The sequence below is a fragment of the Prauserella shujinwangii genome, from assembly GCF_003001955.1.
In the GTDB taxonomy this organism is placed as follows: Bacteria; Actinomycetota; Actinomycetes; order Mycobacteriales; family Pseudonocardiaceae; genus Qaidamihabitans; species Qaidamihabitans shujinwangii.
In genome coordinates, this window is the sequence record NZ_PVNH01000010.1 from 206588 (window position 1) to 229411 (window position 22824).

Genomic DNA, 22824 nt, shown 5'->3' on the forward strand with positions numbered 1-22824 from the left:
GCGCGCCGCCCGCCGCGTCGCACTACCGGACCGTCCGTGAACAGGAAGGACCGTGATGCCGGACACCGTCACGAGCCAGCCGCGGATATTCGCGTACCCGGCCGCGGCCGGAATGGTGATCGCCGTCACCGGAACATTCCTGCCGTGGTTCCGCTCCGGGGAGGTACTGCGCGACAGCTATGCGGCCGCCGCGCTGGCGCACCGTTTCGGAATCGCGGGCGAGCCGATTTCCGGCGCGCTGGCACGCGCCTGGATCGGGGTGCCGATGCTCGGCGCGCTGTGCGCCGGGCTCCTCGTGCTGGGCGTGTTCCGCACCGCCGCGGCGGCGACCGCGACGCTCGCGGTGATCGTCGGAACCGTGGCGGTGGCCGCGCTCGTCGAAGCGGGCGGCGGGGTCACCGGGACGACCGTGTCCGGTCCCCTCGTCACCACGACAGGCATGACCCTCGCACTGCTCGGCGCCCTCGGCGTGCTCGGCACGATCCGGCGGGGCGGCCGTGCGGTGCGGCGAACCGGAAGAGCAGGTGTGCGACCGTGACCCATCCAGGCCCCGGCGGCCACTGGCAGCCCCCGCAGGGCACCCCTCGGCACCACGGCGGCTTCCCGCCTCCGGGGCCCGCGGACGGCTCGCCCCCGCCCAGCTCCCAGTACCCGCAGTCCCCTCAATACCCGCAGCACCCTCAGCAACCTCAGCACCCGCCGAACGCCCAGTACCCGGCGGGCGGACCGCAGCAGGCGTACCCGGCACAGCAGTACCCGCCGCCGTTCCCGCCCCCGCAGCAGCCCGGCGTGGCCTACGCCGGGCCCGCCGCGCCCGAGCCACCGAGGCGGGGTCGGCGCGGCCTGGTGATCGCGCTGGTGGCCGTCCTGGTGGCCGTGCTCGGCGGCGGGGCCACGTGGTTCGCGCTGTCCCGCGGTGACTCGGTCGCCGCCGGGGCGGACACGCCGGACGAGGCGGCGGCCCGGCTGGCCACGGCGCTCGGCGACGGCGACGTCGTCGGCCTGCTGAGCGCGCTGGCCCCGGCCGAGGCGGCCGTGCTCGTCGACCCGGTCTCCGACACCACCGCCGAGCTCAAGCGGCTCGGCGTGCTCGACGAGAGCGCCGACCCCGAGTCGCTGTCCGGGCTGCGGATCAGCACGGAGGGGCTGCGGTTCGACGAGGCGCAGGCCGAGCAGGTCAACGACCACCTCACGATCACCAAGCTGACCGGCGGCACGCTGACGATCGATGTCGACCTCGCGCGGCTGCCGCTCGCCGGGGACTTCCTGGACGCGGTCCTCTCGGCGGACGAGCGGCGCGCCCTCGAGGGAGCACGGCGGAGCAGGACCGTCGACGTGGCCGACCTGGTGCGCGAGGCGGGCGAGCCGATCCGCATCGCGACCGTGCGCGTGGACGGCGAGTGGTACCCGAGCCTGTTCTACACGGTGGCCGACTACGCGCTGCGCGACGCGGGCGAGCCGTGGCCGCAGCAGTCCATCCCGGCGGTGGGGGCGGACTCGCCCAACGACGCCGTGCGCGCACTCGTGCAGGCGGCCCTGGACGCCGACCCGCGCCGGGTGATCGAGCTGCTGCCGCCGGACGAGATGGCCGTGCTGCACGACGCCGGACCCGCGCTGGTCGCCGCGGCGGGCCAGGACCTGGAGCCCGCGGGGGCCGAGATCGTCCGGCTGGAGACCGAGACGAGCGAGGTGACCGGCGGCACCAGGGCCACGCTGACGGAGCTGGAGCTGCGCCAGGCCGGTGGTCCGGGCACGTTCTCCCTGGTGCGGGACGGTGACTGCTACCGCGTGACGGTGGACGGCGACAGCCAGCAGGTGTGCGCGGACCAGTTCGGCGTCCTGGTCGCCAGGGAGTCCGACACGCCGTTCCCGCCCGAGGCGCGGCAGGCGCTGCAGAGCTTCGGGACGGGGCTGGTGCGGCAGGGTCTCGGCGTCGTCACCACCGAGGTGGACGGCAAGCACTACGTCAGCCCGCTGCGCACGCTCAACGAGGTGGGCCTCACCGTGCTGCGCAGCTTCGACCGCGAGGACCTGCTGACGCTGCTGCGCGCGGCCGCCGGCTGACGCGTCGCGCACCGCGCGGGGCCCGGTACCACACGATGGCGCCGGGCCCCGCGCACACCTCCCCTTGAAGTCAAAAAAGGACACGCGTACTGTTTAGGTCAGCAGGGCGGCGTCGACCAGCCCACCTCTGCGGACACGTCGGGGGTGCGCAAGACTCGGCCTTGCCCCCGGACGACCAGAGCCGCAAGACACCACCGAACTGACCCGGAGTTGAGACGTGACTGCACCCGCCAGCAAGGACAGCTTCGGCGCTCGCGACACGCTGAAGGTCGGCGACGCCTCCTACGAGGTGTTCCGGCTGAACAAGGTCGAGGGCGCCGAGCGCCTTCCCTACAGCCTGAAGATCCTGCTCGAGAACCTGCTGCGGACCGAGGACGGCGCCAACATCACCGCCGACCACATCCGCGCGCTCGGCGGCTGGGACCCCTCGGCCGAGCCGTCGACCGAGATCCAGTTCACCCCCGCCCGGGTGATCATGCAGGACTTCACCGGCGTGCCGTGCGTCGTCGACCTCGCCACCATGCGGGAGGCGGTGACCGAACTCGGTGGTGACCCCGACCGGGTCAACCCGCTCGCCCCCGCCGAACTGGTCATCGACCACTCGGTCATCATCGACGTCTTCGGCCGCGCCGACGCCTTCGAGCGCAACGTCGAGATCGAGTACGAGCGCAACCGCGAGCGCTACCAGTTCCTGCGCTGGGGGCAGAACGCGTTCGAGGAGTTCAAGGTGGTGCCCCCGGGCACGGGCATCGTGCACCAGGTCAACATCGAGTACCTGGCCCGCACCGTGATGGCCCGCAACGGGCAGGCCTACCCGGACACCTGCGTGGGCACCGACTCGCACACCACCATGGTCAACGGCCTCGGCGTGCTGGGCTGGGGCGTCGGCGGCATCGAGGCCGAGGCCGCGATGCTCGGCCAGCCGGTCTCGATGCTCATTCCCCGGGTGGTGGGCTTCAAGCTCACCGGGGAGATCCCGCCGGGCGCCACCGCCACCGACGTGGTGCTGACGATCACGGAAATGCTGCGGGAGCACGGCGTCGTCGGCAAGTTCGTCGAGTTCTACGGCGACGGTGTCGGTGCCGTGCCGCTGGCCAACCGCGCCACGATCGGCAACATGAGCCCGGAGTTCGGCTCCACCGCGGCGATCTTCCCGATCGACGACGAGACGATCCGCTACCTCAAGCTCACCGGCCGCGACCCCGAGCACATCGCGCTGGTCGAGACCTACGCCAAGGAGCAGGGTCTCTGGCACGATCCCGGCCACGAGCCCGCCTACTCCGAGTACCTCGAACTCGACCTGTCCACTGTGGTCCCGTCCATCGCGGGCCCCAAGCGGCCGCAGGACCGCATCGCGCTCTCCGACGCGAAGCCCGCCTTCCGCAACGCGCTGGGCGACTACGCCACCACGGAGGTGACGAGCGAGGGCGGCGTGGAGTCGCTGGTGGACGAGGCCTCCGCCGAGTCGTTCCCGGCCAGCGACTCGCCCGGCTACACCGGTGAGCACGCGGGTGGCAACGGATCCGGGCGCCCGGTGCACTACTCGGCCGCGGCCGGTGGCCAGGGCCGCCCGTCGAACCCGGTGCACGTCAGCTCCGCCGAGCGGGGCGAGTTCGAGCTCGACCACGGCGCCGTGGTGATCGCCTCGATCACGTCCTGCACGAACACCTCCAACCCGTCGGTGATGCTGGGTGCGGCGCTGCTCGCCCGCAACGCGGTGGAGAAGGGCCTGTCGGTCAAGCCGTGGGTGAAGACGTCGATGGCGCCCGGTTCGCAGGTCGTCACCGACTACTACGAGAAGGCCGGGCTGTGGCCGTACCTGGAGAAGCTCGGCTACCACCTCGTGGGCTACGGCTGCACCACCTGCATCGGCAACTCCGGCCCGCTGCCCGAGGAGGTCTCGGCCGCGGTGCAGGACAACGACCTCGCCGTGGTGTCGGTGCTGTCCGGCAACCGGAACTTCGAGGGCCGGATCAACCCCGACGTCAAGATGAACTACCTGGCGTCGCCGCCGCTGGTCATCGCCTACGCGCTGGCCGGCACGATGGACTTCGACTTCGAGTCCCAGCCGCTGGGCCGGGACGCCGACGGCAACGACGTGTACCTGCGGGACATCTGGCCCTCGCCGCAGGAGATCCAGAGCACGATCGAGTCGGCGATCAACCAGGAGATGTTCACCAAGGACTACGCCGACGTGTTCGACGGCGGCGAGCGGTGGAAGTCGCTGCCCACGCCCGAGGGCAAGACGTTCGCGTGGGACCCGCAGTCGACCTACGTGCGCAAGCCCCCGTACTTCGACGGCATGGGCGCCGAGCCGGAACCGGTCGAGGACATCACCGGCGCGCGGGTGCTGGCCAAGCTGGGCGACTCGGTTACCACCGACCACATCTCCCCCGCCGGCGCCATCAAGGCCGACTCCCCCGCGGGCCGGTACCTGCAGGAGCACGGCATCGAGCGCAAGGACTTCAACTCCTACGGTTCCCGGCGGGGCAACCACGAGGTCATGATCCGGGGCACGTTCGCCAACATCCGGCTGCGCAACCTGCTGCTGGACGGTGTGCAGGGTGGCTACACCCGCGACTTCACGCAGGAAGGCGGCCCGCAGGCGTTCATCTACGACGCGGCGCAGAACTACGCCGCCCGGAACATCCCGCTCGTGGTGCTCGGCGGCAAGGAGTACGGCTCCGGCTCGTCGCGGGACTGGGCGGCGAAGGGCACCCGACTGCTCGGCGTGCGCGCCGTGATCGCCGAGTCGTTCGAGCGGATCCACCGTTCCAACCTCATCGGCATGGGTGTCGTCCCGCTGCAGTTCCCGGAGGGCTCCTCGGCCGACTCGCTGGGGCTGGACGGCACGGAGACCTACGACATCTCCGGCATCACCAAACTCAACGAGGGTGAGACGCCGCGCACGGTCCACGTGACGGCGACCAAGGAGGACGGCGGCACGGTCGAGTTCGACGCGGTCGTCCGCATCGACACCCCGGGCGAGGCCGACTACTACCGCAACGGCGGCATCCTGCAGTACGTGCTGCGCAAGATGACCGCCTGACGATCCGGCGGCTCGCGCAGGGCCCCGGCGGGACGGGAGGACGAGTGACGGCGACACTGCTGATCGCCGGGCTCGCCGTACTCGCCGGGGCCCTCGTGCAGGGGACGGTCGGTTACGGCATGAACCTCGTGGCCGCCCCGCTGCTCGCGCTGCTCGAGCCCGCGCTGGTCCCGGTGCCGCTGCTTCTCGTCGGCAGCGGCCACGCGCTGCTGGCCGTCGGCAGGGAACTGCGGGACACCGACTGGCGTGGCGTGGGCTGGATCATGGCGGGCCGGGCGCCGGGTACGGCGCTCGGCGTGCTCGCGGTCGCCGTGCTCGCGCAGCGGCCGTTCGCCGCCGTGGTGGGCATCGCGGTGCTGGTCTGCGTGGTGCTGTCGGTGACGTCGTGGCGGCCGGTACCCGCCCCGGTCCCGCTGCTGGTCGCGGGAATCGCGAGCGGCACGTTCGGCACGGCCGCGTCGATCGGCGGGCCGCCGCTGGCCTTGCTGTACCAGCATTCCGCGGGACCGCGCATCCGGTCGACGATGGCGGCCTGCTTCGTGCTCGGCTCCGCGCTGTCCCTCGGCGGCCTGGGGCTCGCCGGGCAGATCGAGACCCGGCACCTGCTGCTCGCCGCGTGGCTGCTGCCGTTCCTCGTGGCGGGTTTCGTGCTGTCGGGACCGGCCCGGCGGTTGCTCGACGGCACGCATCTGCGGACCGCCGTGCTGGCCGTGGCCGCCGCCAGCGCCGTCGCCCTGCTCGTCCGCAGCGCGATCGGTTAGCTCCGCAGCGCGGGTTCCAGGTAGCCCAGCAGCGCCCGTTTCAGCTCGGTGAGCCAGGCCTCACGTTCCGCGGGCGGCGCCGACACCACGGTTCCCAGCAGCGCCCCGAAGATCTGCGTGGACACCACTGCGATCGTCCGCACTCGCGCGGCGGGCAGGTCCGGCACGCGCGCCGTCAGCACCTCCGCGATCTTGCCGACCACAGCCTGGTGCAACTGCCTCGTCGGCGCCGCGAGCCGTTCCGGCATGTCGGTCGCCGCGAAGAGCGCCTTGAAGCCGGGATTGGCGAGGTTGACCTCGATCATCGGCTGGACCATCCGGTCGACGAGCTCGGGAAGCGGCAGGGACGCGAAGCCGGGGTCGAACGCCTTGTCGTGAGCGTCCCGCAACGCCGCGCGGTATCGCTGCGCCAGCGCCTCGGCCAGCGCCTCCTTGTTCCGGAAGAACTGGTACAGGGTGCCCGGCGACACCCCCGCCCTCGCCGCGATGGCATTGGTGGTCGCCCTCGCGTAGCCCAGCTCCGCGAACACCTCCGCGGCGGCGTCCTCGAGCTGTCGCATGCGCCGCTCCCCGCGCGCCTGTCGCTTGCGCTCGGCGGGCTGCCGCGCCATCTCACCCTCCTCGGTTGACAAACACGAGCAATCGCTCTTAATTTGAAATACGAGCGATGACTCGTCTTCGACTCAGCGTAGCGCACCAGCCGGTCGCCGCGCGGTCCGTCCACCCGCACCGAGGAGCGCCCCCGTGCCCACGCCCGCCCCTGCCCGCCCACCCCTGCTCGAACGGCTCGGCCGGTTCACCGTCCGGCGCAGGTTCCTCCTGCTCGCCGTCGGTGCCCTGGCGACCGTGCTCACCGGCGTACTGGGAGCCGGAGCCCTGGACGCGCTGTCCCTGTCCCGGATCGACGCGCCGGGCTCGGAGTCCGACCGCGCGCGCACCCTCCTCGCCGAGCGGTTCCACACCGGGCCGCCGAACCTCGCCCTGCTCGTCACGGCGCACCACGGCACCGTCGACGACCCCGCCGTCCGGACGGCGGGCGAGCGGCTCGGCCGGGCGCTCGCGGCCGAGCCCGGGGTGTCCGAGGTCGTCTCCTACTGGCCCGACCGGAGCAACCCAGCCCTGCGGAGCACGGACGCCACCCGGGCACTGGTGCTCGCGCGGGTGCCCGGAGACGTCAACGAGTCCCGCGCGCGGGTCGGTGAGATCGCCCGCGAGTACACCGGCGACCGCGCGTCGGTGCGGGTGCAGGCGGGTGGGCAGGATGAGGTCTTCCGGGAGATCGGGGCACAGTCCCGGCGGGACTTCCTCCGCGCGGAGGCCGTCATCATCCCGCTCGTGCTCCTCCTGCTCGTGCTGTACTACCGTGGCATCGTCCTGGCGCTGGTCACGCTCGGTGTCGGGGTGTTCGCCATCGCCGGGAGCCTCACGGCACTGCGCGGTATCGCCGGGGTCACGAACGTCTCGACGTTCGCCGCCAACATCGCGCTCGTCATGGGCCTCGCGCTCGGCGTCGACTACTGCCTCTTCCTCGTCGGCCGGTTCCGGGAGGAACTGGCGGCGGGCCGCGACGTGGCCGGCGCGGTCGTCACCGCCGTCGGAACGGCAGGCCGCACGATCCTCTTCAGCGGCCTCACCGTCGCGGTGTCGTTGCTCGCGTTGCTGCTGTTCCCGCTGAGCTTCCTGCGTTCCTTCGGCTACGCGGGCGCCGCCGTGGTCGCGGCGGCGGTGCTCGGCGCGCTCGTCTTCCTGCCGGCGATCCTGGCCACGCTCGGCCACCGGGCCGCGGGCCGGGCACGTTCCCCGCGCACCGGTTCCGGTGGCTGGTTCCGGCTCGCCCGTCTCGTGATGCGCCGTCCCGCGCTCCTCGGCGGGTCGCTCCTGGTCGTCGTCCTCGTGCTCGCCGCGCCGGCACTCGGACTCCGGTTCGGCATGCCGGACGCCCGCATCCTGCCGGAGGGTTCCCCGAGCCGCGCGACCGCCGACGTGATCAGGGCGGAGTTCGCCCAGGAACAGTCCGACGCGGTGTACCTCGTCGCACCCCGGTCCGGTGGCACCGACGCCGTCGCGGCCTACGCGGCCGAGTTGTCCGCGGTGGACGGAATCACCCAGGTGGACTCGGCGGCGGGCTCGTTCACGTCGGGCATCCGTATCGCCGCGCCCCCACCCGCGGGTGCCTACACCGCGGACGGGGGCACCTTCCTCACCGCGATACCGTCCCAGCGCGCACTTGCGGGCGACCCGGCCGACCTGGTGGACCGGATCCGGGCCGTGCCCGCGCCGTTCCCCGTGCTCGTCGGCGGCGCTCCGGCGGAGACGGCCGACTGGCGGGCCGCGATGACCGAGCGCCTTCCCCTGGTACTGGCAGTGGTGCTGCTGCTCACCTTCGCCATCCTTTTCCTGATGACCGGCAGCCTGCTCCTCCCGGTCAAGGCCACCGTGCTCAACCTGCTGAGCATGGCGGTGATGTTCGGCGCCCTCGTCTGGATCTTCCAGGACGGCAACCTGTCCGGCGCGCTCGGCTTCTCCGCGACGGGAACGCTCGAATCGAGCGTTCCCGTCCTCATGTTCTGCATCGTCTACGGCCTGTCCATGGATTACGAGGTGTTCATCGTGTCCCGGATCCGCGAGGAGTACCTGCGCACGGGAGACGCGCGGCTCGCGGTCCCGGCCGGGCTGCAACGGGGCGCACCGCTGGTGACCACCGCGGCGGTGATCCTCGCCGCGTCCTTCGCGGTGTACGCGCTGGGCGGGGTGGTGTACCTGAAGATGATCGGGGTCGGCATGGCGGTGGCGGTGCTGGTGGACGCGCTGCTCATCCGTGGCGTCCTGCTGCCCGCGTTCATGCGGCTGGCCGGGTCGGCCAACTGGTGGGCACCGGCACCGCTGCGCCGGCTGCACGCCCGGTGGGGCATCACCGAGGCGGCCGTCCCGCCGCGGCTGACCGCACCCACCGCGTGAGCGGGGACAGCGCTCAGGCGGGGTCGGCGGCGAACGGCTGCTCGTCCGGCTCGTACACGACCCCCGGCTCCGGCACCGTCAGATTGACCAGGTAGTCGGCGACCGCTTTGTCCACTCCGGACGATGAACCGAGGATGCAGTGACCGAACGCGTCGACCGGCAGCAGGCGCGCGTGGCCGAGCTGGTCGGCCATCCGCTCGGCGAACGCGTACTGGGTCGCCGGGTCGTGGTAGTTCCCGATCACCAGGACGGGGTGCTCCGTCTCCGCGTTCCACGGCCCCCGGTAGGCGCCGGTGCCGGACGGCCACGCCGGGCATCCGGCCGGATCCGCGAACGCCTGGTACCGGCCGAACACCGGGGACTCGCCCTCCCACTGCCCGGCCAGCTCCGGCACGCTGTCCTGGCCGTTGCGGAACGGCTTGTCGGCGCAGTTCACGGCGAAGTACGCGTCGTCGGCCCGGTACGCGCTGTCCGGCCGGACGTCGTGCCGCGGGTCCACCGCGGGTTCGAGGAGCGTGCCGAGGTCCCGCCCGGTCACCGCCTTCAGCTTCGGCTTCTCCGGCGGGTACGCCACCTCGTACAGCTGCTGCAGGTCCTCGGCCAGCCCGGTGAAGGCGGCGGGCGAGTACAGCGCGCCGCCGACGCCGCCGACGAAGCTGCTGAAGTTCACCACGGTGCCGTCCGGCAGGTTGACCGGTCGCTCGCGCAGCCGCTCCAGCAGCTGCCGGAACTTGCGCGCCGGGTTGCCTTCGCTGAACGCGCAGCGATCCCGCGCCCGTTCACAGGCCTCGAGGTACTCGTCCAGCGCGTGCTGGAAGCCGTCCGCCCGCTCGCGGTCGTAGCGCAGCCCGTCCCCGGTGCGCAGCGCCGGGTCGACATTGCCGTCCAGGACGAGCGCCCGCGCCCGGTCCGGGAACAGGTTGGCGTACGTGGCGCCGAGCAGGGTGCCGTAGGAGAAGCCGACGTAGCTGAGCCGGTCGTCCCCGACCGCCGCCCGCAGCCGGTCGAGGTCCCTGGCGACGTCCGCCGTGGACATGTGCCGCAGCAGCGCCCCGCCGTTGCGCTCGCAGAAGCTGCCGTAGTCGCGGTACGCGGCGAGGGTGTCGGTGATCTGCCGGAGGGACCGGGGTGCGGGCACGGCGCGGGAGAACAGCTCGTCGGCGTCCTCGGCGGTGGTGAAGCACCGCATCGGCGTGCTGGCCCCCACCCCGCGCGGGTCGAACCCGATGACGTCGAACCGGTCGAGCACCGTGGGCTCGAGGAACTCGTCCGCCGCCAGCGGCAGCGTGCGGCCCGGTCCGCCGGGGCCGCCGGGGTTGAGGAACAGCGACCCGATCCTCTGGTCCGGCTTGTTCGCGGCGCGGCGCATCAGCGCGAGGTCGAGGGTGCCCAGCGCGGCGTTGTCGTGGTCGACGGGAACGCGGTAGGTGGCGCAGCTGTACTTGCCGCGCTGCTCGGCGGGCACGCCGCCGACGATGTCCTGTGTGCACGGTCCCCAGGAGACGGACGGCGCCTGCGCGGCGCCGGGGAACGCGGCGGCCGCGCTCCCGGGAACGGCGACCGGCGCCGCGCCCACGATCAGCATCCCGACGAGTACGACAGTTCGCTTCACCGTGAGCACCGGTTTCCTCCCCTGAGCCGTTGCCGGTCCGCACGTCGAAGAATCGCACATCGGCGGGGTGACCGGAGATCATCCGATCGGCTGGTTCAGACCTCCGCTCCAGCCGGGCGGAGGACGAAGACCGCGAGGTCGCGGCCCGCCTCGGCGCGTTCCATGGCGTAGCCCGGCCAGAACCGCACCAGTTCCGCCCACAACCGGTCGTACTCGTCGCCCTTGGCCTCGTGCGCGCGCACCGCCACGGCGCGGCCCCGGACGAGCACGACGGCGTCGGGATGGGACCGCAGGTTGTGGGCCCATCCCGGCTCCCGGCGGCGGCCCCAGTTCGACGCCGTGAGCACGTAGTCGCCGTCCCCGGGCAGGTACAGCAGGTTGTGTTCGCGGAGCAGGCCGGTCCGCCTGCCCACGGTGCGCAACCGCAGCGAGGGCAGCCCGGCGATGCCGACCAGGCTGACCCTTCCCCGCGACAGGGTGAACAGCCTGGCGTCCACCCACACGACGACCGGCGCGAGCCGCATCAACCAGGGCCGGGTGCCGAGCGCCCTGGCGAGCGCCGGAAGAGGGTTTCTCATGCGCTCATTCGATCACCATGTCCGCTCAGGCGATCGCGCGGGACAGCGAGACGCCGAACAGGCCGTCCGGATCGGTCCACCACCGCTCCAGCGTGAACCCGGCCGCGGACAGCTCGGCGCGGACACCCTCCGGCCGGAACTTGGCCGAGATCTCGGTGCGGATGTGCTCTCCCGCCGCGAACGACACCTCCAGGTCCGCGCCCGGGATCGCCACGCGCAGATCCGTGCGGGCTCGCAGCCGCATCTCGATCCACTCCGCCTCGGCGTCCCAGTAGGACTCGTGCGCGAAGGCGGCCGGGTCGAAGTCGGCGCCCAGCCGTTCGTTGATCACCCGCAGCACGTTGCGGTTGAACTCCGCCGTGACCCCGGCCGCGTCGTCGTAGGCCCGTTCCAGGGTGTCCCGCTCCTTCACGAGATCGGTGCCGAGCAGCAGCCACTCCCCCTCGGACAGCACGTCGCGCACGGAGCGGAGGAACTTGGCCCGGTCGGCGGGCAGGAAGTTGCCGATGGTCCCGCCAAGGAACGCCACCAGCCTCGGCCGGTCCCCCGGCAGCAGGCCGAGGTGCTCGGTGAAGTCGCCCACCACCCCGTGCACCGCCAGCGACGGGTAGTCGGCGGCGATGGCGTTGCTGGCCTCGGCCAGCGCCGACTCCGACACGTCCAGGGGCACGAACGAGCGCAGGGTGCCGTGCTCGCGGAGCGCGTCGAGCAGGAGCCGGGTCTTCTCGCTGGACCCGGAACCGAGCTCGACGAGCGTGTGCGCGCCACTGATCTTCGCGATCTCGGCGGCCTGCCGGTCCAGCACCGCCCGTTCCGCCCTGGTCGGGTAGTACTCCGGCAGCTCGGTGATCCGCTCGAACAGCTCGCTGCCGCGCGCGTCGTAGAACCACTTCGACGGCAGCCACTTCCGCCCGGCCGTCAGCCCCTCCCGCACGTCCGCGCGCAGGGCCGCGGCGATGTCCTCGGCACTGTGGTGCACCTCGAGATCCACGTCGGTCACGCCAGGCTCCGATCTGAGTCGATGGCGGCGAGGTCCACCCGGCACGGTGTCCCTCGCCGGGCCACGAGGAGGTGGCCGTCGGGCACCGGGCGCCAGCCCGGGTCGTCGTCCGGCGGCTCCGAGGCGATCAGCACGGAGTCCGCGTCGCCGCGCCAGGACAGGGCGTGGGTCCACGCCGTGGCGACCAGCACGTCCGGCCCCGCCAGCAGCAGGTTCAGGCGCGAACCGGGTGCGGCCCGTGCCACCGTCGTCACCAGTTCGGCGACCGCCGAGGCCGGATCCGCCCCGGACCGCAGGCGGTCCCGCAGCAGCGCCCAGAGCAGCGCGGAGTCGGTGGGCGCGGCCAGCCGGAGCAGGTCGGCGGCGGGCAGCTTCTCCGCCAGCCCCGCGACCGCGTCGGGCCAGCCGCGGACCACGCCGTTGTGGCTGAACAGCCAGCCGTCACCGGCGAACGGGGCGCACGCCGCCTCCGTCACCGGCATCCCCGGGGTGCCCGAGCGCACGGCACCGAGGTACGAACCCGACCGCACCGTCGCCGAGAGCCGCGGCAGCGACTCGTCCGTCCACAGTGGAGCGGGCCTGCGGTACCACACCGGCTCGCCGTCGTCGGCGAACCAGCCGAGGCCGAAACCGTCCGCGTTCACCGTGCCGCCCGCGCGCATGTCCGCGGGCGCGTAGGACTGGACGAGCAGTGAGTGAGGCGCGCTGAACATCGGGCCCTCCGGCGAGCGCGGAGGCCCGAGGTACGCGAGGTGCCTGCACACGGCTCACCGCTCCGGGCGGACGTCGCGCGCGCAGCGGAAGCCCGCGAAGATCTGCCGCCGGATCGGGTAGTCCCAGTTCCGGAACGTGCCGCGGATCGCCACCGGGTCGGTGCCGAACGAGCCGCCCCGCAGTACCTTGTACTCCGGCCCGAAGAACACCTCCGAGTACTCCCGGTACGGAAACGCGGTGAAGCCCGGGTATCCGGTGAAGTCGCTGCTCGTCCACTCCCACACGTCGCCGATCAGCTGGTGCACGCCCAGCGGCGACGCGCCCCCCGGATAGGCACCGGCGACCGCGGGCCGCAGGTGCCGCTGCCCGAGGTTGGCGTGCTCGGGACCGGGCTCGTCGTCGCCCCACGGGTACCGGCGGGACCGGCCGGTGGCGGGGTCGTACCGGGCGGCCTTCTCCCACTCGGCCTCGGTGGGCAGGCGCTTGCCCGCCCACGCCGCGTAGGCCTCCGCCTCGTGGAAGGACACGTGCACCACGGGCTCGTCGGGCGGCACGGCCTCGTCGACCCCGAACCGGGTGCGGCGCCAGCCGTCCGCCTCGCGCCGCCAGAAGCGCGGCGCGCCGATGTCGTGCCTGCTTCGGTAGTCCCAGCCCGCATCACTCCACCAGCGCCGCTGCCGGTAGCCGCCCGCCTCGATGAACTCGGCGTACTGGGCGTTGGTCACCGGGAACGTGTCGATGGCGAAGGCGTCCACGTGCACCTCGTGGGCGGGACGCTCGTTGTCGAGCGCCCACGGTTCCACCGAGGTGCCCATGAGGAACGACCCGGCGGGGACCACGACCTCGGCGGGCACGGGTCCGGTCCGCCGCGGCGGTGGCGCGGGGGCGTGCAGCACCGGCTCGCCCTTGCGCAGCTGGTGGGTCGCGAGCATCGTCTCGTCGTGCTGCTGCTCGTGCTGGGCGATCATGCCGAACGCGAACGCCGCGTGGGTGAGCCGCGTGCCCGCCAGCGGTGCCTTCTCCAGCACGTCGAACGCCTTCTCGCGCACCTCTCCCACGTACCGCCGCGCCTCGGCGGGGCCGAGCAGCGGCAGGGACGGCCGCTCGGCGCGCGGGTGCTGGAAGGCATCGTAGAGGTCGTCGATGTCGGGTCGCAGCGGTTCCCGGCCGCCCACGTCGCGCACCAGCCACAGTTCCTCCTGGCTGCCGATGTGGGCGAGATCCCACACCAGCGGGGACATGAGCTTGGAGTGCTGGCGGACCAGGTCTCCGTCGTCCACGGCGTCCGTGAGGAGCGTGCTGCGGTCCCGCGCCCGCGACAGCGTCTCGGCGGCGTGGGCGCGCAGCTCCTCCGGCGCGAGCTCGAGCAGCGGGTGGGACGTTTCCGGCGGGATCGCCGGAGTCGTTCTCGACGCGGTCATGTCACTCCCTCCCTCGGCGTCGTGCCCGACGCTGGACGGTCTCCGTGATGTCGGCGACGGTGCGCGCGGGCAGTCCCGTCGCGGGCAGCTCCGCGCACCCGAGATCCGCGACGGCCCGCGCCGCGGCGGCGAGGCCCGGGTCGGAGAGACCGCGCCGGGCTGCGGTCTCCCAGTGGCCCGCGACCGGGGCGCAGACGTCGAGCACGCGGTCGGCGCTGCCCGGACGGCCCAGCAGCGCGGTGAGCAGCGCCACCGGGTGCAGCCACCGGTCCGGCGGCTGCGCGTCGAGGTAGCGCACCTCGAGGTAGCCGTGCGGCCGGACCGGCGTGAACAGGGTGGTCAGGTGGTAGTCGAGATCGGCCGTGGTCGGCGGGTCGAGCACGCGCGCGGCGCCGCGCCCGGCGATCCAGTCGGCGAACGTCACGCCCACGGGGGCGTCCCACGGGCCGTCGCGCCGGGGGACCACCATGAGCGGCGTGTCCATGACCCGGGCTCCCCACGCGGCCGCCGGGTCCGCCGCGGGGCCCGCCGCGACGGTGCGAGCGGCCTCGGTCTGCATCACCGCGAGCCACCGGGCCGAAGCCAGCCCGGTGTCCCGGCCCGCGTGCCGCGTGGAGTTGGCGAACAGCGCGAGCAGGACCGGCCCCAGTGCGTGCACGGCGGCCCACCGCCGGGGCAGGTCGGCCTTCTCGCCCGCGTCGAGGCAGACCTGCAGGGCCGCGGTGCTGCACATCATGGTGACGCCGCCGGGGCCGAGAGGGGCGAACCGGCGCTCCATGGCGGCGTAGCGCTCGGTGGCGAGCAGCCGCCGCGGCGGGCGGAAGGTGTCGATGCCGTGGGTGCCGAACCGCATGCCTGCCCGGCGCAGCAGCGCGGTGACGTAGGAGAGGTCGGCGTCGGCGACGGCGGCCAGTTCGGCCAGTGAGGGCCGGGGTGGGGTGGACACCTCCACCTGGCAGCCGGGTTCGAGGGTCAGCGCGGAACCGCCGGGAAGGGGCTCGGCGGGACTGTCGGGACACAGCGTGCGCGGGGCGTGCGGGCCGAGGGCGGCGGCGAGCCGGCCGGGGTCGACGGGAAGGCGGGGATCCTCGGCGTCGTGCACGGTGTACTCGAGTTCGACGCCGAGCAGCCGCGGCGGGCCGTGCTTGAAGCACACCGACGCGACGTAGGCCTCCCCCTCCGCCCGGCTCGACACGACGCGCGCCGCGAGATCGGCTGCCGCCGCGCTGCCCTCCCCCGATCGGTTGACATGGGGAGGGAAGTCGTGCACCGCGGTCATGACACCACCCGCCATCCGTCTGGCCGTCGCCGGTCTCACCCAGCCTCGATTCGGACGCTACACGCGGGGTACGACAATCGCAGGTCTCGCGAACCGGGGCGGGCCCGGCGGCCTCATCCGGACGCGCTCTCCGACGCGCCGAGGCCGAGCTCCGCGGCGGCCATGCGCACGGCCTGGATGACCAGCTGCAGTGAGGGCCGCCGGGCGGCGGCCCTGCGGTAGGCGATGGAGACCGTCCGCATGACCGGTGTGGTGAGCGCCACGATGTCGACGCCCTGCGGCTTGAGCGTGAGTCCGAGATCGGACACGAGGGTGATCCCGAGGCCCGCGGCGACCATCGCCATCGCGGTGGCCTGCTCCTCCACCTCGTGCTCGATCCTCGGCTCGAACCCGGCCCGCTGGCACGCGACCCGGACCGCGCGGCCGAAGTGGCTGCGCGGGCTGGCCAGGATCCACGGATGCTCGGCCAGGTCGAGCAGCGGGACGCTGCTCGCCGGCACCGCCCCCGCGGGCACCGCGGCGTGCAGCCGCTCCACGGCGATCACGGCGCGTTCCAGGTTCGGGTCCCACGGGGTGGGCGCGTCCGTGTAGTCGATGACGAACGAGAAGTCCAGCGATCCGTCGCGGACCGCGTCGGCCGTCTCCTCGGGCGCGAGCTCGCGGGTGCGCACCTCGATCCCCGGGTGCTCGGCGGCCAGCGACGCGAGCGCCGAGGGCAGCAGCCCGGACGCGACCGAGGCCCAGACGCCCGCGGTCAGCCGGGCCGACACCGCCTCCTGGGCCTCCTCCAGCGCCAGCGTGGCCCGCTCCACGGCGGCGAGGATCTCCTCGGCGTGCTCGGTGAGCAGCATGCCGAGCTCGGTCAGCTGCACCCGGCGGCCGAGACGCTCGAACAGCTTCGCTCCCACGTCCCGTTCGAGCAGGGCCAGTTGCTGGGACACGGCCGACGCCGTGTAATGCAGCGAGGCGGCCGCCGCCGTGACGGTCCCGCGCCGGTGCAACTCACGGAGCATCCGCAACCGGTGCAGCGAAAGCTCCATGCATCAACCCTAAACGTAACCGTGCATGATCCTTAACTGGACGCGCGCGCGAGTCTGGCCGCACTCTGGTGCTGTCGGAGGAGAAGGAAGCCCGCACCTCCGAGTTCTGCTGAGGCATCCCACAGGTTCCGGGCCCGCGAGGGCCCCTAGTCCCGCGCGTACAGGAGGTCGGTCGAGTGAGCATCCAGAGCACTTCGGAACCGTTGCTGCGGCTGACGTGGACCGACCCGGTGACGGGCGCACACGGCTATCTCGTCATGCACACCCTCGTCTCGGGGCTGGCGACCGGCGGCACCCGGATGCGGCCCGGCTGCACGCTGTCCGAGGTGGAGGATCTGGCGCGCGGGATGGCCGCGAAGACCGCGACGTTCGGGCTCCCTGTCGGCGGCGCCAAGGGCGGCATCGACTTCGACCCGAAGGACCCGGGGGCGACGGAGGTGCTCGAGCGGTTCTGCGCGGCGATGCGCCCGTGGATCGACGCCCACTGGGTGACCGCCGAGGACCTCGGGGTGCCGCAGCACGTGATCGACGAGGTGTTCGCCAAGCTGGGCCTGCAACAGTCCTACCACGCGGCGATCCGCCGCTCGCCCGACCCGGAGCGCACGCTGCGCCGGGTGCACGCGGGCCTGCACGCACCGGTGCCCGGCGGCCTGCTGCTCGGCGACGTCATCGGCGGCTATGGCGTGGCGCAGGCCTGCCTCGGCGCCGCCGGGGCGTGGGGCTGGCCCGCCGAGGAGACGACAGTGGCGATCCAGGGCATCGGCACGATGGGCGGCGGCGCGGCCTGGTACCTGCACGAGGCGGGGATGAAGGTCGTCGCGGCGGCGGACGCCGCGGGGACGCTGTACGACCCGGCCGGGCTCGACGTGCCCGCGCTGCTGGAACTGCGCGACTCCTACGGCGAGGTGGACCGTTCGCGGCTGCCCGAGGGCGTGCGGCAACTGCCGCGGTCCGCGGTGATCGGGATCGAGGCCGACATCCTCGTGCCCGCCGCCATCTCCTACGCCATCACGCCGGACAACTCGTTCGACGTGGCCGCGCGGGTGGTGGTGGAGGCCGCCAACTCCGCGACGACGCCGGAGGCGGAGGCGATGCTCGCCGCCCGCGGCATTCCGGTGATCCCGGACTTCGTGGCCAACGCGGGCGCCGCCGCGTGGGCGTGGTGGCTGCTGCTCGGGCAGGTCGGCGCCGACCCCGCGGACTCGTTCCTCCGCCTGCGCACCGAGATGCAGGCGAAGGTGGCGCTGCTGCTGACCGAGTGGAACACCGACCGGGTGCCCCCGCGCCGCACCGCGCTGGCGTTCATCGAGACCCAGCGTGCCGCCCCGGCCACGGACGAGGCGCCGCTGCTCATCCCCTGAGACGCCGGGTAGCTCCCGAATGCCACATTCGGTGCGGTGAACGCACCGAATGTGGCATTCGGTGCGTTCACCGCCACCAATGCCACATTGGGGAGCTTGCTGGCACGTGGCTCTCAGTACGTACGTACGGATTGCGTCTGCCGGGTCGTGGTGTCAAGATCGTGGGATGCCACGGGTGAGCCAGGACCACCTCGACGCGCGCCGGCGCCAGATCCTCGACGGCGCGCGGGTGTGCTTCGCGCGCCACGGGTACGAGGGTGCCACGGTCCGGCGGCTGGAGGAAGCGACCGGGCTGTCCCGGGGCGCCATCTTCCACCACTTCCGGGACAAGGAGTCGCTGTTCCTCGCGCTCGCCGAGGACGACGCCGCCCGGATGGCCGAGGTCGTCGCCGAGCAGGGTCTCGTCCAGGTGATGCGGGACCTCCTCGCGGGCGGCAGCGCGCACCCGGCCGACTGGCTGGGCACGCGGCTGGAGGTCTCCCGCAGGCTGCGCACCGACCCGGAGTTCCGCGCCCGCTGGGCCGAACGGTCCGAGCAGCTCACCACCGCGACCAGGAAGCGCCTGCTGCGCCAGCGGGACGCGGGCAACCTCCGCGACGACGTCGACGTGGACGTGCTCACCGCCTACCTGGAACTCGTGCTGGAGGGTCTCGTCTCCCACCTGGCCATGGGCCTGCCCGCCGACGACCTGGAACGCGTGCTCGATCTCGTCGAGGAGAGCGTCCGCAGGCACAGCGCGCGGCCGCGCGGCTGACCCGCGACCCGCGCGCCGGGAACAGCACGGGCGCGCGAACCGTTCGACCTGGTTAAGATGACGCCACTTTCCTGGCTGTCCCCTACGAGGAGTGAAAACATCCGTGCGCGACGCGCAGTCACCTGACGGCAGTACCGAGCCGGGTGACGAACCCGGCTTCCTCGACTCTCCCGGCGCCCAGGACGGTGTCCGCTGATGGACGTCCTGCTCACCGTCGCCGGTGTCCTTTTCGTCCTTCTGCTGACCGTCGGCACCGGCCTGGCCGTCGCGGCGGAGTTCTCGCTGACCGCGCTGGAGCGCAGCACGGTCGAGGCCAATGTCCGGCAGGTGGGCGACCGGCGGTCCAAGAGGGTGCTGCACGCGCACCGGACCCTCTCGTTCCAGCTGTCCGGCGCCCAGGTCGCGATCACGATCACCACGCTGGTCACCGGTTACGTGGCCGAGCCGCTGATCGGCGGGCTCGTGCGGCCCGCCTTCACGGGGATGGGCCTCTCGGAGAGCGCCGCGGCGGGCGGTTCCCTGCTGGTGGCCCTGTTCCTGGCCACCTCACTGTCCATGGTGGTCGGCGAGATGCTGCCGAAGAACCTCGCCGTCGCCAGGCCGCTGCAGACCGCTCGCGCCGTGGCGGGCTACCACTCGCGGTTCTCGGCGCTGTTCCGCTGGCTCATCACGTTCATGAACAACAGCGCCAACTGGGTCGTGCGCAAGTTCGGCATCGAGCCGCAGGAGGAGCTGCGGTCCGCCCGATCCCCGCAGGAGCTCGGCTCGATCGTGCGCAGCAGCGCCGAGCGCGGGACCCTGGACGTGTCCACGGCGGAGCTGCTCGACCGGTCGCTGCGGTTCGGCGAGCGCACCGCGGGCGAGCTGATGACCCCGCGGGTACGGCTGGAAGCGCTCACCGTCGACGACACGATCCACGACCTCGTCGAGCTGGCGCGGCGCACCGGGTTCTCCCGTTTCCCCGTGCACAGCGAGGACCTCGACGACGTGCAGGGCGCGGTGCACGTGAAGCAGGCGTTCACGGTGCCGGCCGCCGAGCGCGACACGGTGCGGATCGGCTCGGTCATGCGGCCCATGCCGACCGTGCCGGAGTCGTTGCCGGGCGACGCGCTGCTCACCCGCCTGCGCGACTCCCGCTTCCAGCTCGCGATCGTGGTGGACGAGTACGGCGGCACCGCGGGGCTGGTGACGCTGGAGGACGTGGTCGAGGAGATCATCGGCGACGTCCGTGACGAGCACGACGAACGGGAGGCACCCACCTCGCAGCAGCTGACGGCCGACAGCTGGATGGTGTCCGGCCAGCTGCGCGACGACGAGGTGCGTGAGGTCACCGGCTTCCGCATGCCGGAAGGGGACTTCGAGACGATCGCGGGCCTGATGCTGGAGCGGCTCGGACGCATCCCCGACGTCGGCGACGCGATCGACATCGACGGCTGGCGGCTGGTCGTGACGAGCATGGACCGGCACCGGATCGCGGAGATCAACGTGCAGCGGCGGGAAGCGCGGGAGGAGTCATGAGCGACGGACTCGCGATCGGGCTGATCGCGGTGCTGCTGCTCGCCAACGCGTTCTTCGTCGGCGCCGAGTTCGCCCTGCTCTCCTCCCGCCGCGACCGGCTGGAGGCGCTGCTCGAACAGGGCAAGGGCCGCGCGCGGATCGTGATCAACGCGAGCCGCCACGTGTCGCAGATGCTGGCCGGCGCCCAGCTGGGCATCACGATCTGCTCGCTGCTGCTGCTGCAGTTCGGCGAGCCCGCCGTCGCCCACCAGCTGGAGGCGCTGTTCGCCGCGCTCGGCGTCCCGCTGCCCGGGTACGTGGTGCACCCCATCGCGTTCGCGGTCGCGCTCGTGGCGATGACCCTGCTGCACGTGCTGATCGGCGAGATGGTGCCGAAGAACATCGCCATCGCCGAGCCCGAGCGGCTGGCGCTGTGGCTCGTCCCCGTGCACGTCGCGTGGGTGCGGCTGGCCAACCCGTTCATCTGGCTGCTCAACACCGTCGCGAACTCGCTGCTGCGGCTGGCGCGGGTCCAGCCGAAGGACGAGCTCGAGACCGCCTACACGTCGGACGAGCTGGCCGAGCTGCTCAGCGAGTCGCGGCGGGAGGGCCTGCTGGAGCAGTCCGAGCACCACCGGCTCAGCCAGGCGCTGTCGTCGGTGGAGAAGACGGTGGGCGACGTGCTGGTGCCGACCGACCAGCTGACCACCCTGCCGCCCTCGCCCACGGTGGGGGATGTCGAGCGCGCGGTGTCGTCGACCGGCTTCTCCCGCTTCCCGGTCGAGACCGGGTCCGGCACGCTGACCGGCTACATCCACGTCAAGGACGTGCTCGACCAGGTGGGCGACGACCCGGCGGCGACCGTCCCGGTGACGAAGCGGCGCAACCTGACCGACCTGCCGGTGCACGCGCGCCTCGACGAGGCACTGTCGGCGATGCGCCGCGAGGGCAGTCACCTCGCCCGCGCGCTCGACGCGGAGGGCACCGTGGTCGGCGTCGTGGCGCTGGAGGACCTCGTCGAGCAGTACGTGGGTACGGTCCGCGACGGCACGCACGTCACCATGTAGGCGATGACCGAGTACCTGGCGCGCCTGGCCGAACCGGAGTGGCAGCGGCGGGAACGCGCGCACGCCGAGCGGATGCGCCGCTGGACGGAGCCCCACCAGCGGCGCCGCTCGCGCGGCGAGAAGCACCCCGTGCTGGACTTCCTGTTCACCTACTACTCGCATCCGCCGTCGCACCTGGAGCGGTGGCAGCCGGGGCCCGGTGTCGTGCTCGGGGGCGTCTCGGCGCGCCGGTTCCTCGACCGGCGCGGGTACCGCGACACCGGCGACGGAGTCGCGCTCGACCTGGCCGCGTGCACGCCGAGACGGGAGCGCACCCTCCGCCACGTCGCGTCCCTGCTGGAGGCGACGGCGGGCCGCGCGCCGCGGCTGAGCTGTTTCGGCCTGCACGAGTGGGCGATGGTGTACCGGCAGCCGCCGGACGAGGTACGGCACGCCCAGCTCCCGCTCCGCCTCGGCTCGGCCGGCACCGACGCGGTGGTCGACGAGCTGGGCGTGCGGTGCGGGCACTTCGACGCGTACCGCTTCTTCACGGAGCCGGCGCGGCCGCTGAACCGGCTGCGGCCCACGCGGGAGACACAGCGCGACTTCGAGCAGCCCGGCTGCCTGCACGCCAACATGGACCTCTACAAGTGGGCCTACAAGCTCGGTCCGTTCGTCCCGGCCGAGCTGGTCGGCGACTGCTTCGAGCTGGCCGCCGACATCCGGTTGCTCGACATGCGGGCGAGCCCGTACGACCTGTCCGCGCTGGGACACTCCCCCGTCCGGATCGAGACCCCGGAGGGACGCGCCGAGTACGCCCGCGCCCAGGCGGCGTTCGCGCGCCGGGCCGCTCCGCTGCGTGACCGCCTCCTCCGGCTCTGTCGCGACCTGCTGGACGTTACCGGCGCGGCCGGAAACACCGTCTGATCTTTGTCACACTCGGTTCCTACGCTTCGCCTGTTAGAGTGATAACGTTTTGGTTTCGGACACCGAGCGTATTCGCACGGTCGACAGGCGAGAGGACATCGATGGGGCGGCACAGCCGGGTCGAGACTCCGGAGCGTCCTGACAGCGTCACCTCCACCGGTACCCACCGCGCGGTCGGCAAGGCCGCGGGTCGCCGCCGCGTCGCGGCGTGGCCGATCGCTTGCCTGGTACTGGTCGGGCTGCTGGTGGCAGGCTGGTTCGGATGGAACTGGGCGGACGGCGTCCTGCAGAGCCGCGCGGAGGCCCTGGCGGCCGGCTGCCAGGAGGGCGACGCCCGGATCAGCGTGGTCGTGGATCCCGCCGCGGAGCAGCCGGTGACCACGGCGGCGCAGCGCTGGAACGCGGCCAGGACCGTGGTACACGGGCACTGCATCACCGTGGCCGTGCACACCGCGGCGTCCGACCAGGTGCTCGACGTGCTGCTCGGCGACGCGGACCCGGGCCCGATCGGCGGCACGCCCTCGGCCTGGCTGCCCGCCACCGGCGACGCCGCCGAGCGGCTGCGTGCCGAGCGGCCCGAGCTCGTCGGTTCGCTGCCCGAGTCGGTCACCGGCACCGACGGCGAGTACCCGTACCTCGCGCTCGCCGGTGCGGGTGTCGACGACGTGCAGGAGCGGGCGGCGCAGTCCTTCGGCGCCTACCTGACGCGGCCCGCACAACAGGCGGCCTTCACCGACGCCGGGCTGAGCAGCTGAGACAAGCG

General features: G+C 72.8%; 19 protein-coding genes. 11 read left to right on the forward strand and 8 right to left on the reverse strand.

The window, feature by feature from the left end:
- Window positions 1-55: 55 nt before the first annotated feature.
- The 4 genes from B0I33_RS23625 to B0I33_RS23640 all read left to right on the forward strand — a co-directional run bounded on the left by B0I33_RS23625 (window position 56) and on the right by B0I33_RS23640 (window position 5874).
- Window positions 56-538: a hypothetical protein gene (locus B0I33_RS23625; RefSeq protein ID WP_181193426.1), complete on the forward strand. Its 483-nt coding sequence runs from the start codon at window positions 56-58 to the stop codon at window positions 536-538.
- On the forward strand, window positions 535-2064 hold the full coding sequence (locus tag B0I33_RS23630) for a flagellar basal body protein FliL (protein WP_245900975.1): 1530 nt from the start codon (window positions 535-537) through the stop codon (window positions 2062-2064). The genes B0I33_RS23625 and B0I33_RS23630 overlap by 4 nt, the downstream gene beginning before the upstream one ends.
- 217 nt (window positions 2065-2281) lie before the next feature.
- On the forward strand, window positions 2282-5113 hold the full coding sequence (locus B0I33_RS23635) for an aconitate hydratase (protein ID WP_106181051.1): 2832 nt from the start codon (window positions 2282-2284) through the stop codon (window positions 5111-5113).
- 44 nt (window positions 5114-5157) lie between these two features.
- Window positions 5158-5874, forward strand: coding sequence for a TSUP family transporter (locus tag B0I33_RS23640; protein WP_106181052.1), 717 nt, complete (start codon window positions 5158-5160; stop codon window positions 5872-5874).
- Here the strand turns inward: B0I33_RS23640 and B0I33_RS23645 are convergent.
- Window positions 5871-6485, reverse strand: a complete 615-nt coding sequence (locus B0I33_RS23645) for a TetR/AcrR family transcriptional regulator (RefSeq protein WP_245900976.1) — start codon at window positions 6483-6485, stop codon at window positions 5871-5873. The two genes, B0I33_RS23640 and B0I33_RS23645, sit on opposite strands and share 4 nt — an antisense overlap.
- Before the next feature lie 133 nt (window positions 6486-6618).
- On the opposite strand from B0I33_RS23645, the gene B0I33_RS23650 reads away from it, so the two are divergent.
- Complete coding sequence (locus B0I33_RS23650; RefSeq protein WP_106181053.1) at window positions 6619-8832, forward strand: MMPL family transporter; 2214 nt, start codon at window positions 6619-6621, stop codon at window positions 8830-8832.
- A 13-nt stretch (window positions 8833-8845) separates the two neighbouring features.
- Here B0I33_RS23650 and B0I33_RS23655 read toward each other — a convergent pair whose 3' ends face one another.
- From B0I33_RS23655 to B0I33_RS23685, 7 genes are all read right to left on the reverse strand, one after another.
- A complete protein-coding gene (locus B0I33_RS23655; protein WP_106181167.1) occupies window positions 8846-10417 on the reverse strand; it encodes an alpha/beta hydrolase in 1572 nt (523 codons plus the stop codon).
- 122 nt (window positions 10418-10539) lie between these two features.
- Entirely contained in the window at window positions 10540-11022 is a 483-nt protein-coding gene (locus B0I33_RS23660) for a nitroreductase/quinone reductase family protein (RefSeq protein WP_106181054.1), read from the reverse strand.
- A 25-nt stretch (window positions 11023-11047) separates the two neighbouring features.
- Entirely contained in the window at window positions 11048-12022 is a 975-nt protein-coding gene (gene egtD / locus B0I33_RS23665; RefSeq protein WP_106181055.1) for an L-histidine N(alpha)-methyltransferase, read from the reverse strand.
- Complete coding sequence (egtC, locus tag B0I33_RS23670) at window positions 12019-12786, reverse strand: ergothioneine biosynthesis protein EgtC (protein WP_106181056.1); 768 nt, start codon at window positions 12784-12786, stop codon at window positions 12019-12021. The genes egtD and egtC overlap by 4 nt, the downstream gene beginning before the upstream one ends.
- A gap of 3 nt (window positions 12787-12789) precedes the next feature.
- Complete coding sequence (egtB, locus tag B0I33_RS23675; protein ID WP_106181057.1) at window positions 12790-14157, reverse strand: ergothioneine biosynthesis protein EgtB; 1368 nt, start codon at window positions 14155-14157, stop codon at window positions 12790-12792.
- Between the two features lies 1 nt (window position 14158).
- Complete coding sequence (locus tag B0I33_RS23680; protein WP_106181058.1) at window positions 14159-15436, reverse strand: glutamate-cysteine ligase family protein; 1278 nt, start codon at window positions 15434-15436, stop codon at window positions 14159-14161.
- 113 nt (window positions 15437-15549) lie between these two features.
- Complete coding sequence (locus tag B0I33_RS23685) at window positions 15550-16476, reverse strand: LysR family transcriptional regulator (RefSeq protein ID WP_106181059.1); 927 nt, start codon at window positions 16474-16476, stop codon at window positions 15550-15552.
- Window positions 16477-16652: 176 nt separating this feature from the next.
- Here B0I33_RS23685 and B0I33_RS23690 point away from each other — a divergent pair, with 176 nt between their 5' ends.
- The 6 genes from B0I33_RS23690 (at window position 16653) to B0I33_RS23715 (ending at window position 22816) form a co-directional block, all read left to right on the forward strand.
- On the forward strand, window positions 16653-17837 hold the full coding sequence (locus B0I33_RS23690) for a Glu/Leu/Phe/Val dehydrogenase dimerization domain-containing protein (RefSeq protein ID WP_106181060.1): 1185 nt from the start codon (window positions 16653-16655) through the stop codon (window positions 17835-17837).
- 166 nt (window positions 17838-18003) lie between these two features.
- On the forward strand, window positions 18004-18591 hold the full coding sequence (locus B0I33_RS23695; protein ID WP_106181061.1) for a TetR/AcrR family transcriptional regulator: 588 nt from the start codon (window positions 18004-18006) through the stop codon (window positions 18589-18591).
- Window positions 18592-18786: 195 nt separating this feature from the next.
- On the forward strand, window positions 18787-20109 hold the full coding sequence (locus B0I33_RS23700; RefSeq protein ID WP_106181062.1) for a hemolysin family protein: 1323 nt from the start codon (window positions 18787-18789) through the stop codon (window positions 20107-20109).
- Window positions 20106-21155, forward strand: a complete 1050-nt coding sequence (locus B0I33_RS23705) for a hemolysin family protein (protein ID WP_106181063.1) — start codon at window positions 20106-20108, stop codon at window positions 21153-21155. The genes B0I33_RS23700 and B0I33_RS23705 overlap by 4 nt, the downstream gene beginning before the upstream one ends.
- A 3-nt stretch (window positions 21156-21158) precedes the next feature.
- Window positions 21159-22061 carry a 3-methyladenine DNA glycosylase gene (locus tag B0I33_RS23710; RefSeq protein WP_106181064.1) on the forward strand — a complete coding sequence of 301 codons (903 nt, stop codon included), beginning with the start codon at window positions 21159-21161 and terminating at the stop codon, window positions 22059-22061.
- A 101-nt stretch (window positions 22062-22162) separates the two neighbouring features.
- Entirely contained in the window at window positions 22163-22816 is a 654-nt protein-coding gene (locus tag B0I33_RS23715) for a hypothetical protein (protein ID WP_106181065.1), read from the forward strand.
- The last annotated feature ends 8 nt before the right edge of the window (window positions 22817-22824 follow it).

Coding starts and splice junctions, on each gene's coding strand:
- B0I33_RS23715 (WP_106181065.1), top strand. CDS start 22,163: ATGGGGCGGCACAGCCGGGTCGAGACTCCGGAGCGTCCTGACAGCGTC.
- B0I33_RS23655 (WP_106181167.1), bottom strand. CDS start 10,417: ATGCTGATCGTGGGCGCGGCGCCGGTCGCCGTTCCCGGGAGCGCGGCC.
- B0I33_RS23685 (WP_106181059.1), bottom strand. CDS start 16,476: ATGGAGCTTTCGCTGCACCGGTTGCGGATGCTCCGTGAGTTGCACCGG.
- B0I33_RS23710 (WP_106181064.1), top strand. CDS start 21,159: ATGACCGAGTACCTGGCGCGCCTGGCCGAACCGGAGTGGCAGCGGCGG.
- B0I33_RS23680 (WP_106181058.1), bottom strand. CDS start 15,436: ATGACCGCGGTGCACGACTTCCCTCCCCATGTCAACCGATCGGGGGAG.
- B0I33_RS23625 (WP_181193426.1), top strand. CDS start 56: ATGCCGGACACCGTCACGAGCCAGCCGCGGATATTCGCGTACCCGGCC.
- B0I33_RS23645 (WP_245900976.1), bottom strand. CDS start 6,485: ATGGCGCGGCAGCCCGCCGAGCGCAAGCGACAGGCGCGCGGGGAGCGG.
- B0I33_RS23705 (WP_106181063.1), top strand. CDS start 20,106: ATGAGCGACGGACTCGCGATCGGGCTGATCGCGGTGCTGCTGCTCGCC.
- B0I33_RS23695 (WP_106181061.1), top strand. CDS start 18,004: ATGCCACGGGTGAGCCAGGACCACCTCGACGCGCGCCGGCGCCAGATC.
- egtB (WP_106181057.1), bottom strand. CDS start 14,157: ATGACCGCGTCGAGAACGACTCCGGCGATCCCGCCGGAAACGTCCCAC.
- B0I33_RS23660 (WP_106181054.1), bottom strand. CDS start 11,022: ATGAGAAACCCTCTTCCGGCGCTCGCCAGGGCGCTCGGCACCCGGCCC.
- B0I33_RS23700 (WP_106181062.1), top strand. CDS start 18,787: ATGGACGTCCTGCTCACCGTCGCCGGTGTCCTTTTCGTCCTTCTGCTG.